General features: G+C 37.2%; 7 protein-coding genes. 2 read left to right on the top strand and 5 right to left on the bottom strand.

The genetic code is table 11. The annotated features are described in order from the left end of the window. Positions 1 to 5 precede the first annotated feature (5 nt). On the bottom strand, positions 6 to 3,116 hold the full coding sequence (locus A6M55_RS13870) for a TonB-dependent receptor (RefSeq protein ID WP_064198190.1): 3,111 nt from the start codon (positions 3,114 to 3,116) through the stop codon (positions 6 to 8). Positions 3,117 to 3,336: 220 nt separating this feature from the next. Here A6M55_RS13870 and A6M55_RS13865 point away from each other — a divergent pair, with 220 nt between their 5' ends. Continuing rightward, positions 3,337 to 6,675 (top strand): VCBS repeat-containing protein, encoded by a 3,339-nt coding sequence (locus A6M55_RS13865; protein WP_082893033.1) that lies wholly within the window; start codon positions 3,337 to 3,339, stop codon positions 6,673 to 6,675. 63 nt (positions 6,676 to 6,738) lie between these two features. On the opposite strand, the gene A6M55_RS13860 is transcribed toward A6M55_RS13865, so the two are convergent. Further along, positions 6,739 to 9,954: a S41 family peptidase gene (locus A6M55_RS13860; protein WP_064198188.1), complete on the bottom strand. Its 3,216-nt coding sequence runs from the start codon at positions 9,952 to 9,954 to the stop codon at positions 6,739 to 6,741. A gap of 280 nt (positions 9,955 to 10,234) precedes the next feature. On the opposite strand from A6M55_RS13860, the gene A6M55_RS13855 reads away from it, so the two are divergent. Then, on the top strand, positions 10,235 to 10,663 hold the full coding sequence (locus tag A6M55_RS13855) for a hypothetical protein (protein ID WP_064198187.1): 429 nt from the start codon (positions 10,235 to 10,237) through the stop codon (positions 10,661 to 10,663). Here A6M55_RS13855 and A6M55_RS13850 read toward each other — a convergent pair whose 3' ends face one another. The 3 genes from A6M55_RS13850 to A6M55_RS13840 are packed head-to-tail and all read right to left on the bottom strand — an operon-like array spanning position 10,664 to position 12,670. Next, positions 10,664 to 11,344, bottom strand: coding sequence for an SCO family protein (locus A6M55_RS13850; protein WP_082893032.1), 681 nt, complete (start codon positions 11,342 to 11,344; stop codon positions 10,664 to 10,666). Beyond that, positions 11,341 to 11,940, bottom strand: coding sequence for a toxin-antitoxin system YwqK family antitoxin (locus A6M55_RS13845; RefSeq protein WP_197491712.1), 600 nt, complete (start codon positions 11,938 to 11,940; stop codon positions 11,341 to 11,343). The genes A6M55_RS13850 and A6M55_RS13845 overlap by 4 nt, the downstream gene beginning before the upstream one ends. After that, on the bottom strand, positions 11,897 to 12,670 hold the full coding sequence (locus tag A6M55_RS13840; protein WP_064198186.1) for a YHYH protein: 774 nt from the start codon (positions 12,668 to 12,670) through the stop codon (positions 11,897 to 11,899). Before A6M55_RS13840 ends, A6M55_RS13845 begins: the two co-directional genes overlap by 44 nt. Positions 12,671 to 12,759 lie beyond the last annotated feature (89 nt).

Genomic DNA, 12,759 nt, shown 5'->3' with positions numbered 1-12,759 from the left:
TTTTATTAATTCAAACCAAGATTTATACCTACAGTCAAAGTACGTGCCTGAGGAAAATTACCAGTATCAATACCGTTATTGATTTCAGGATCATAACCAGTGTACTTAGTAATTGTAAGTAAATTTTGACTGGTAACGTATATACGAGCTTTAGTTAGTATATTGTTTGTCATTTTTGACAATTTATTAGATGGCAAAGTATAGCCTATAGAAAGATTTTTAAGTCTTAAATAAGAACCATCTACTATAAATCTGTCAGAAATTCTAGCATTTTGGTTAGGATCACCAGTAGCAATACGTGGTACATCAGTATCTGTATTATTAGGAGTCCATGCATCGAGTACATCGGTGGTCGCATTAAAGAATCTCAACATACCTTGACCTAAGTATTTAGTTCCGTTAAATATTTTGTTACCATATACACCTTGGAAAAACACTTGGAAATCAAAGTTTTTGTATGTACCACCATAATTTAAACCATAGTTGAATTTAGGTAAATAACTTCCTAAATAGGTTCTATCATTAGCATCAATTTTACCATCACCATTTAAATCAGCAAATTTGATATCGCCAGGTTTTGTAAATTCAAATTGATAAGGTGTTTTTATATCACCATCAGAGCCATTGGCTGCAGCAATTTCGTCTGCACTTTGGAATATACCAGCAACTTTCCAACCATAGAACGAACGGAATGCCTGACCAGCCTCTGTACGCCAAGAATCACCACCAAAATCTTGTCCGCCACCACCATTAATAGTAGCATTTGGTGTTGCCAAACTTAGTACTTTGTTTCTGATTAAATCGAATGAACCTGAGATGGTTGATTTCAATTCACCAGCATCTAAGCGGTAGCCAAGTGATATTTCGATACCTCGGTTTTGTAAACTACCTACGTTAGCCAATGGACTATTTGAGTAACCCAATGATTGAGGAAGTGGTACAGACAACAATAGACCATCTGTTTTACGCTCAAATAACTCTGTTGTGAAGGTAATTTTATTGTTAAACAATGAAAGGTCAACACCTATATTCTTGGTGATAGTTTCTTCCCATCTCAAACCTGTGTTACCTAAACCATTAAAGTATGAACCTAATTGAGAACCATTACCAAATGAATAATTGGTATTGTTGGCTTGAATCAATGGCTGCCATGCATAATCACCCAATGAGTTATTACCTGTTACACCGTAGCTGGCTCTTAGTTTTAACTCAGATACAGCCTTAAGATCCTTCATGAAAGACTCTTCACTGATTCTCCAACCGGCAGATACCGATGGGAAAGTACCCCACTTGTTACCTGGTGCAAATTTCGATGAACCATCACGACGTACAGAGCCACTCAATAAATATTTACCGCCGAACTCATAGTTTAAACGACCAATATATGATATCAAGCTGTTGGCAGTTGTGTTGGTTGTACCTGCAAGATTGGCAGCACCCTGTATTTCTTGAATATTATTGTCGGGGCGTTGGCCAGAAAGATTAATACCACTAAACTCAGCGTCTTGCTTTTCAGCAACTGCTGTAGCATTTATATAGTGCTTATCAAATGTTTTGTCAAAAGTCAACTGATTCGTAATTACTGATGAAAAATATCTTCCTCTTTGTTGAGCTATTGTAGCAGTATTTGGATTACCGTTATTTCCGTCAAAATAAATTGGGGTGAAAGTTCTGGCTATATTACTGGAGTAATCAACACCTAAGCTAAATCTATACTTCAACCAATTAGTTAATTTAACATCAGTAAATATAGAACCTAACAATTTATAAGTATTGTTATTTGCATTTTTTTGAACTATATTAGTGATACTCAAAGGGTTAACAGGATCAGTACCATCAAATGAATTGGATGGAGAACTGTAACCACCTAACTTTGTAGGGTCTTCCGTTGGATGAATAGGAGACATACGGATAATGTTCATTATCAAGCTTCTACCACCTACTTGGCCTTCACCTATACGGCTATCATTTGTAAACATTAAAGTTTGACCTACAGAAATAAATTTATTAAGGTTATGATCTGTATTTAAACGAATGCTTTTACGTCTATATTCAGTAAAAGGAATAATACCTTCTTGATTAAAACTACCTAACGATAAATAAAATTTAGATTTATCTGTACCACCTGATAGACCTAACTGAGTATTGTTGATAGGAGCATTTTGGAACATAATATCTTGCCAGTCGTTATCTGTTTGGGCGAAAGTTTGTGTAGCACCCGGATACACAGGTTGGTCCAAATTAGAAAAACGTGGAATTGAGATCGGGGTGGCAGCTGATGCAGCCATTGCTTTACCATAATTAATAAAATCAGCAGCTTTGAGAAGGTCTAATTTTTTCCAAGCTTGTTGTGTACCCACATACGAGTCCAGAGTGATATTCAATTTACCTGCTTTACCTTTTTTGGTAGTAATTAAAATTACACCATTTGAGGCTCTTGAACCATAGATAGCAGCAGCACTGGCATCTTTCAATACTTCTATAGACTCTATGTCATTTGGAGCTATCGTATTAAGTGCACCACCGGGTATACCATCAATTACATATAATGGATCAGAACTAATACTAATCGAACTAATACCCCTCACACGTACCTGAGGCTCGGTTCCTGGGCTACTGCTGTTTACCACTTGAACACCAGCTACACGACCTTGCATGGCTTGTGTGGCACTGATAACTGGTTGTGTAACTAAATCTTTGTTAGTGATTGAAGATACCGCACCTGTCAATGAGGTTTTCTTTTGTGTACCGTATCCAACTACTACAACTTCTTCCATTAAACTTTCGTCAACTTCTAAAGAAACATTAATCTCTCTTTGGTTACCAACCTTTCTTTCAGTAGGCTTATAGCCTAAAAAGCTAAATACTAAAGTGTTTTCTTGCGTTGCCGCCAACTCAAATCGCCCAGATGCATCCGTGATTGTACCTTTATTCGCACCTTTAATTGTAACGTTTACGCCTTGAAATGCTTCGCCGTTTTCATTCTTTACCACACCTCTGACCTGAGCCATGAGCGTTCCGAACGAAAACAGAGACAATGCTAAAACCAGTAATAGATTTCTCGACCATTGAGAATTCTCTTGATAATGGATGGGATTGTAATTGTTTTTTTTCATTTTGAGAAAGTTGATTTTATAATGTTAGAATTTGTAATATTGTGCTGAAATGACTTATGTGTCATTTGTACACATATAAATACGTGTCAAAAGTACACATAATATATTTCAAAAAAAGAAAATGTTACTTTTTTTTTACTAATTGGTACTATTTTGACATAAATTGTTTTATATCTCGAAATAATTAACTAAAATCACCGTTGATTACAATTTAAAAATCATGAAATTAATTCTATCTATCTCAATTTCCTTATTGTTATTAGCGGGATGTAAGCAAAATTCAGCTAAACTGTTTGAGAGAACTTCAAGCTCAACTACAAACATTGACTTTGTAAACTCACTCAAAGCCAGTGATGAGCTAAATGCGTTTACATTTACAAACTTCTACAACGGAGGCGGGGTCGGAATCGGTGATTTTAATAATGATGGCCTTACGGATGTATTTTTTACAGGAAATCAAGTCAGTTCTGAATTGTATTTGAATAAAACTGATGCAAAAGGTACTTCCTTACGCTTTGAAAAAATTACAAAACAAGCAGGGTTGATTACTGATAGATGGTGTAATGGGGTATCAGTAGTTGATATTAATAACGATGGTTGGGATGATATTTATGTTTCGGTGGCCTACCACAAGGCTTTCAAAAATTCCCGAAATCTATTATTTATTAATCAAAAAACTAAAATTCCTACTTTTAGAGAAGAAGCCGCTGCTTATGGACTTGACTATGATGGATATACAACGCAATCAGTCTTTTTTGATTATGATACCGATGGCGACCTTGATGTTTTTCTGCTGAATACTTCGCCCGATACACAAAATCCGAGTTATCTACGTCCAACTCAAGACGACGGCACACACCCTTCAACAAGTAAACTTTTCCAAAATTATAGCATCACCGATGGGCATCCTGTTTATAAAGATGTATCAAAAGAAGCTGGGATTTCTTACGAAGGATTGGGGCTTGGCGTGGTGGTTTCCGACTACAATAATGATCATCTGCCCGATATTTATTGCTCAAACGATTTTTTAAGTTCGGATGTCCTCTATCTAAACAATGGCAATGGCACTTTCAGAAACATTACAAAAAATGCAATGCCACATACTGCTATGTCGGGTATGGGAGTTGATGCAGCTGATATAAACCAAGATGGAAAAGTTGATATTTTTCAGCTTGATATGTTGCCCGAAGATAATGCTCGACAAAAACAGATGCTCGGTAAACATGATTATGACAAAAAAGAAATGAGTATTAAGCCCCCTTATAACTATCAACTTCAATATATGCGAAATATGTTGCAAGTCAATTTAGGAAATAATGATGGAGTCCCACAGTTTAGTGAAAATGGACTATTGGCAGGCGTAGCTCGAACTGATTGGAGTTGGAGTACGCTTCTTTGCGACCTTGATAATGATCAATTAAAAGATATTTTTATTTCAAATGGTTATAGAAAAAATGTAACAGACCTTGACTTTATAAGCTATTATCAAAACCAAAATATGTTTGGCTCTGACAAAGCGAGAGCTGAAAACCGATTAAAACTACTTGAAAAAGTACCCGAAATTCAACTAAAAAATTATGCTTATCGCAATAAAAATAACCTTGATTTTGAAAATGTTTCTGAAACCTGGGGATTAGATGAACTTTCATACGCAAATGGTTCGGCCTTTGCCGATCTTGACAATGATGGAGACCTTGATTTAATTGTGAATAATATTGATAGTGAAGCATCTATTTTTAAAAATAATGCTGAAAAACAAACCCAAAATAAAAGTTTAAAGGTACAATTTGAGGGTGATAAGAATAATATTTCAGGAATTGGTGCAAAAGTTTCAGCATGGATTGGTGGCGAACAATTATTTTTTGAAAACTTCCCCGTTAGAGGGTTCCTTTCTTCGATGCCAAGGAGTATTTTAATAGGAGAAGGAAAAGCTCAAAAAATTGATTCATTGGTCGTTGTTTGGCCTGATGGTAAGAGTCAGAAGAAATATAATATTAATAGTTCGACCAAAAATCTCACTTTAAAATACTCAGAAGCCCAACAAAGTCAGAAGCAAAAATTTATAACAAAACCACTTTTTCAGCTTGTAAATGACTCATTTGAATACGAACATCAAGAGTCGAGTTTTAATGATTTCAACGAATCAGCAACATTACACAAAATGCTTTCGAGGTTTGGGCCAGTTGTAGCAAAAGCTGATATAAATGGTGATGGTTTGGAAGACATAGCCATAGGCGGAGCCTATATGGGCAATGAAACGCAGATTTTTATCCAAACAAAACAAGGTGGATTTCAGAAAATCATGGAAATTCCAACCAGTAAAAGTATGGAAGTGGGAGCTATCCAGTTCTTTGATGCCGATAAAGACGGCGATCAAGACTTGATTTTGTCAGGAGGCGGATGCGAAAGACCGCTTGATATTTCTGAAGCATTTCAGCCACAACTCTGGAAAAATGATGGGAAAGGCAAATTTTCGTTTGCTGATGATTTACCCAAATTCAATGTTAGTAGTCAAGTTATTGAAACCTTTGATTTTGATAATGACAATGACCTCGATATTTTTATTGGTGGACGAATGATACCTAATCAATACCCGACAAGCCCCAAGAGCCATATACTTAGAAATGATAATGGAAAATTTGTTGATGTTACAGCTCAAACTGCCCCATTTTTATCGAATCTCGGCATGGTTTGCGATGCGGTAGCGATTGATATAGATAAAGATAATTTTAAAGAATTAGTGCTTGTTGGTGAATGGATGCCACTGACGATTCTTAAAAATAATCATGGAAAGCTAACCCTTCAACAAAAGCAACACACCGAAGGCTGGTGGAATACAGTTGAAGCTGCTGACCTAAATAATGATGGATTACTTGATTTAGTGCTTGGCAATGAAGGAAAAAACTCTTTTTATAAAGCAAATAAAGAAAACCCAGTAGTGCTTTTGGCAAAAGATTTCGATGGAAATGGCCGAATTGACCCAATTATGGGGCAGTATATCAATAATGAATTAGTTCCGGTGCATCCGAGAGAAAATTTGAATTTACAAATCAATGCTTTTCGTAAAAAATATACAACTTACAAAGATTTTTCTACGGTACTTTTAGAAGATTTATTTTCAGAAAATGATAAAAATGGAGCCATGAGAAAAGAAGCTTATGAATTGTCGTCTTGTGTGGCAATTAATGATGGGAAAGGCAGTTTTCAACCAATAAAGCTTCCGTGGCAAGCCCAACAGTCGCCTATTTTTTCGATAGTAATTGAAGATTTTAATGCTGATGGCAAAGTAGATTTGCTTTTAGCTGGCAATTTTTTTCCAAATGAAGCTCATCAAGGCCGACAAGATGCGTCGAGAGGTGTGACATTATTGGGTGATGGAAAAGGAAATTTTAAGGCTCTTCCATTTGAAATATGTGGTTTAAACCTAACAAATGATACTCGTAAATGCATATTCTTTAAAAATCAAAATTTTTTACTCGCATTTGCAAATTCAGGGAAATGCCTTAGGTATAGCGTGTTGCCAAAACAGGTCAACTTTCCACCTTTTTTTCGCAAGTGATCTAACAAAAAACGTCGGCATAGTTTAGAACCATGCCGACGTTAAAAAAACATTTTTCAATATTTATTTCTTAGCATCAATATCTTTCAAAAGCACTTCAACTGCTGTTTTGAGTTGGTCGTCAGTGCCTTTTGAAATCCAATCTGGTTGGTTTTCTACGATAATATCAGGTACGGCTGGCCCGAGTTCTTGATTTTTATCAGTAGCTTTTGTGAACCATCCACGGAAAGGTAAACGTACAAACGAACCATCCATTAAGGCTTTTCCACCTGTCGAAATTACCGAACCATTGGTTGGAACGCCCACCAATTTACCAATTCCGAGTGTTTTGTATGCGTGCGAGAAAATTTCAGCATTTGAATAACTGCCTTCATTACAAAGAGCCACCGAAGGTTTAGTCCAAGCGGCATAAACTAAGCGTTCGCCAGTTGGATAATAATCTTTAAACTTCAATTTATCTTTTTCCAAATCATTGCTCGCTCCTCTTGGAATCGTATAGGCGTGTTGCTTATAATTGAGCATCGTCATCAGATAATCGGTTGTTGAGCCCCCGCCATTATAACGTACATCAATCAATAAACCTTCTTTTCCGTAGCCTGCTGCTGTAAATTCACGCTCAACTACTTCAAAACTCGGAAAATCCATGCCTTTAATATGAATATAACCCAAGCGTCCGTTTGAATATTTTTCTACTAATTTCTTGCGATTTTCTACCCATTCTTCATACAAATTATTTGAAATGCTGGCAGTCAATCTGATAGCAACTTCACGAGTTTTTCCATCGGCAGCTTTTACAGTCAATAATACTTTTTCATTGACTAAACCATTCAATAAACCATGAAAATTAGCAGTCTCACTTACATTTTCACCATTTACTGCCACAATTACATCACCCTCGTTGAGTTTGCTTTTTTCTTTATCGGCTGGAGTTTCTGGCACTATATGATTGATTTTCACCCCACCATTTACAGGTGTAATTTCTGCACCCAGCAATCCAGTTGCTTCACGTTGAGTTTCGGCACGGTCGGTTACAGTAAGCCCCATGTGGCTTGAGTTGAGTTCGCCCAAAAGCAGGTTAAACATATCTCTAAAATCATTTCCAGTGCTGGCATTTACGCAACGCTCTTTGTATTTATCATGGAGTTTTACCCAGTCGTTTCCGTGAAATTTAGGATCATAGAAACCGTCACGGATTGTTCGCCATGCTTCTTCAAAAACCTGTGTACGCTCGGCGGTATAATCAACTTTCATTTTTGAAACAAAAGGTAGGTTTTCCGATGCACTTGTTTTTGTATCAATTCTACCCAGAGCCCCTTGTTTGGTAAAATATAAGTATTTTCCATCTTTGTCCATAGAAACACCATTCGGATTTGCTCCGCCCTTCGTGATTTCCTTCAAATCTTTTCCGTCCCATTTAATACTAAACAAATCTCTGCCTTTGGCATTGCTACTGGTGGTGGTATAATAAAAAGTTTCACCATCTTTCGAGATTACGAGGTCGCTTTCATCACCTGGAAAGTTGGTTACTTGCACCACACGCTCATAGATTTTGTCGAAATCAATTTTAATTGGCTTCGGAGTTTTATCTTTTTTATCATTTGGTTTTGCGGGAGCGGCTTCAGCTGGCGTTTCACGCTCTTGCCAATCTTGGGTTTCTTTTTCCCAATCTTCTTTTTTAAGCCACACAAACCAAACATCACCACTACGACCCACACTTCGCTCAGAAATAAAACCTAATTTCGAGCCATCGGCACTCCAAAACGGACGACCATCACCTCTTGGGTGCATCGAAACATTTACTGGTTTTGACGAATTATCGGCCGCATGAATGAAAACTTCTTCGTTGAAATACAAATCTTCGAGCGAGTAAGCCAGCCATTTATTATCAGGACTCCAAACGATACTGCTCGGCGATGCCCAACTATCATTCAAGATTTTTTCGTTTGATAATTTTCCATCTGCCGAAATATCCGCTACTACAAAAGTGCCTCTTCCACGCACGTAGGCAATCTTTTTACCATCAGACGACACACTCAAAGTGTTTTCATCGGTTGGAGTTTTGGTTATTTGCGTAAGTTCGTGCTTCAAAGATTTGAAGATATTGCGTTGAGTAGTATCGGCCGAGCGAACCATATAAATATCAAAATTTCCATTGGCACGGTCGCTCGTAAAAAGTAGCGTTGAATCATTCAACCAAGTTGGTTCAACATCACGAAACCCATGCTCCGAAACGTTGATACTTCTTGATTTTTCTTTATCGGCTTCTTTCACAAAAACCTCACCACGAATCGAATAAGCCAATAGTTTGCCATTAGGCGAAACAGCGTATTGGCTCGCTCCTGTGGTAAATGTTTTCTGTTCGGTGGCATCAAGGCGGTCATCGGCACTTATTTGTACATTAAGCTTTTGAGCCGAACCACCCGAAGTTTTCATGGTATAAAGATTCATATCTTTCTCGAAAACCATTGAATTACCATCAGCCGATACACTAAATGCACGAATTGATTCATCTTTGTAACTGGTCAATTTATCGGCTTTATCGGCCGCTTTGCCGTTGGCATCAAGTTTTAGGCGGTAAATATTATACGCTCCATCAATACTACTCAAAAAATAGAGTGTATTATTTCCGCCCCATTGTGGCAAAACATCGTTGGTCTCAAAACTTGGGAGTTGCTGATAAGTTTTGTTTTTGGTATCATAGAGCCAAAGGTCACGGTCGGAACTTCCTTTGTAGTCTTGACGAGCAACTGGGTTAATATCGCCACGCACAAAAGCCACAAAACGGCCATCGGGCGAAAGAATTGGGTCGAAACCAACGGCATCTAAGAAACGAGATTCTGTTCCTCCTTTTGAACTGATTGAATAAACTTCGCTCGGACGTTCGATTTGCTTAAATTCTCGATTAGTAGAAAATAAAATTTTATCGGCGTGAGTCCAGCTCGAAATATTATCTGAGCCAGAATGATAAGTCAGACGTTTGGGCATTCCGCCTTCGGTTGGCATCACGAAAATATCATTATTGCCAAATCTTGCTCCAGAAAAAGCAATCTGACTGCCATCTGGACTAAAAACAGGATTGCCTTCATAAGCTTCGTGGATGGTCAGACGAGTAGCCTTTCCACCCGAACTTGGGACAGTCCAAATATCGCCTTGAAATGAAAATGCTACTGTTGAGCCATCTTTATTGATAGCTGGCTGACGGAGTAGTAAATTGTTTTGTGCTTGTAAAAAAAGGCTTGAGCAGCCAAGAAACGCTGCGGTTAGGATAGTTTTTTTCATATAGCGTTAGTTTGTTGAAGGGCTTGAAATATAACCCCATTTCACGAGCAAAGTTATGCTTTTTAAGCAATTTTCAACAAAAAAGAGAGCAAAGGATATGTGTAGCAGACCAAAACAGCAAAAACTGATACTATAATTTGAAGGAAAGCCCAAAAACGACTAAACTTTAGCGTCATTTATCCATTCACATTATACTTGCCACTATGCTTTTTCAATATTTATTTTAATCAGTCTCTGCTTTACACTACTGAGTTTATACATAATTTATCGAGCTTCTGTTTTGCTAAAAAGAGAAGTAGGTATCTGGGCGGTAATTATTTTTATTCTCGGAATTTTACCAAAATCTTCAAATTCATCTGAAAATAGCAAAACAGACTGGATATTCAACTCGGATAGAGTATTTGTAAATGGTACAAGAAGTTCTAAAATCCATACTATTGAAGATAACTTTTTAAGTAAAGTAGATTTGTTAGTTAGCTATGGTCTTGATTCAGCGAACAAAGAATATCTTCCTATCGAAGCAAAGATTTTGAATCAAGGATTATCAGTAAAAGGAAGCAAATTCATTCCCGACAATGTAATAATAAGACCAACGGGAAGCCCCAAAATGTTTAAATATGAGATTTATGGTATGAGAAAATGGGAGTTTTTTGTAATTCTGAAATATAATGAAAGTAAAGTCTTTACTGGGTTTATCAATATCAAATAACTATTCAGTTTTCAGAACCTGAATATCTTTCACCAGATTCTCTACATCAAGCGGTAAGGTTGCATTATAAACCCCACGAATGTAGCCGTTTTTATCTATCAAAAAAGCATTTTCGGTGTGGAGAAACTCATTTTTGTCTTTCTGCAAGCCAATTTCTTTTTCGGCAAAATACGATTGTCGAGCTAAAGCATAAATTTTATCTTTTTCGCCAGTGAGTAAATGCCATCGCTGGGCATCAATTTCCCAGCGATTGGCATATTTTTTTAGTTGGGCTACGGTATCAGTGGCAGGCATAACCGAATGCGAAAGCATCAGTATATCAGCATCGTTTTTAAATATATGATGTACAGTCAGTAAATTTTGGGTCATATTTGGGCAAATGCTTGGGCAAATCGTAAAGAAAAAATTCGCCACATAAATTTTGCCCTTTACGGTTTCGTTGGATACTTTTTTGCCTTCTTGGTCAATAAAACTAAAATCTGAGATTTTATGCAGTTTCAATGTATCAAGCTGCTTTTCGGTGTACCAATTTGGTGTAAAATCGGCCGTATTGTAGTAGGGTAAGTTTTCTTTTTGAGTCTGTTCTTTGGGTTGGCACGCACACAAAGCCAATAGTAGAATACAAATACTCCCTCCCATCTGCTTCAAAGAGATAATTCTATTTATATAATCTATATTCATTTTTTCGCTCGAAAAGTATTGTTTTCTACTACCGAAACACAGTTTTTTACACCTGGTAAGCCAAATCGTCGACCGTCTTTTATGACATAATTAGCTTTGAGCGAGCCATCATCAAACCACATTTGTTGCTGACCTTCTTCGTGACCATTTACGTAATGAAACACTTCAGCGAGTTTTCCATCGGGAAACCAATCTTTTTGCTCGCCGTGATGTTCATCGTTTTTAAAATGATATTCAAAGCGGGGTTTTCCATCGGGCCACCATGCTCGGTGTGTGCCTTCTTTTTTCCCTTTTTCGTAATAACGTTCTTCGGATAATCGACCATTTTCGTACCAAACTTTACTCCAACCTTGCTCTTTTCCTGCTATGTAAGTTGAAACTTTGGCGGTATCTTGATTTGCAAAAAGTAAGAATTGATTACCAGAAAAAGGCTTATTTTCGTACAACAATACACCTTGATTATGTGAAAAAGCAGTATTATTGGCCTCTACTTTCATCAGTAATATTATTGTTTTTTGGGGTTGTTGACAAGCAACCAAGAATAACCAAACACTACTTAGATACAGTACCTGCCGTGCCATAGAAACCATTGCCATTGAGATAAGGGTCTGCGTCTGTAATATGATAATGATAAATACCGTTCGGGTATTCGGTAGTAGCATGCGAGTGTCCGTGATAGCCATCTAAATCGCTATTGGTTACGGTTTTGCCTTTTTCAAGCGGCCCATAAACAGGAAATCCATCCAGCAAAAAGCCCAAAAGTGCATCTTTACCTTTTTGAGCAGTTAGGTAAGTTGGCTCAACATGATAATGATATTGCCCTTGTTGCTGTGGGTGCCCGTTATATTGGTCAAAACCATTAATTTCGTTAGTTAATGGGGCATTCATAGCTGCATATTGATTAAAAAACGGCACGCCATTGAGCGAAACTCCAATCGGACCGAGTGGTGTGGCACTTGTAGAACTTGCTTTTGTTGGGTTTATCGGAATCTTAAAAACCAAACTTTGCGAAGTAATTCGGTTGGGGTTTAGTGCAAATTTTGTATTTGTCCCATTATAGGCTTCATACTTTGCGGTTGCCCATTGAGTATCCTTGTAATATGGACTTTTATGGTCTGGCAAACCATTGGTTTTGATAATGGCGTAATTTCCTTCGATATAAACTTCAGTTGCTCCGTAAATCTTCTTAAAGATTTCGAGCGAAGTGCTTGCATTGGTTGTGCTGGTAGTCGAACCAGTTGTAGTAGTTGGCGATAAGTCAGACTCATTTCCACAAGCTGAAACCAAAAGCATTACTACACAGATTGCTATGATTGATTTTTCCATTGGAGTTGATTTTTAAAGTGAAACTTTGAAAAGGTGAAAACATTTTTACTTGTAAAATTCAATCCATAGAACATATTTTAGGTCAATGA

It is taken from the genome of Emticicia sp. MM (assembly GCF_001649495.1).
The sequence above is the reverse complement of the archived record's forward strand: the minus strand, read 5'-3'. Positions and strand labels throughout refer to the sequence as shown.

Coding starts and splice junctions, on each gene's coding strand:
- A6M55_RS13870 (WP_064198190.1), bottom strand. CDS start 3,116: ATGAAAAAAAACAATTACAATCCCATCCATTATCAAGAGAATTCTCAA.
- A6M55_RS13865 (WP_082893033.1), top strand. CDS start 3,337: ATGAAATTAATTCTATCTATCTCAATTTCCTTATTGTTATTAGCGGGA.
- A6M55_RS13860 (WP_064198188.1), bottom strand. CDS start 9,954: ATGAAAAAAACTATCCTAACCGCAGCGTTTCTTGGCTGCTCAAGCCTT.
- A6M55_RS13850 (WP_082893032.1), bottom strand. CDS start 11,344: ATGAATATAGATTATATAAATAGAATTATCTCTTTGAAGCAGATGGGA.
- A6M55_RS13845 (WP_197491712.1), bottom strand. CDS start 11,940: ATGGCAATGGTTTCTATGGCACGGCAGGTACTGTATCTAAGTAGTGTT.
- A6M55_RS13840 (WP_064198186.1), bottom strand. CDS start 12,670: ATGGAAAAATCAATCATAGCAATCTGTGTAGTAATGCTTTTGGTTTCA.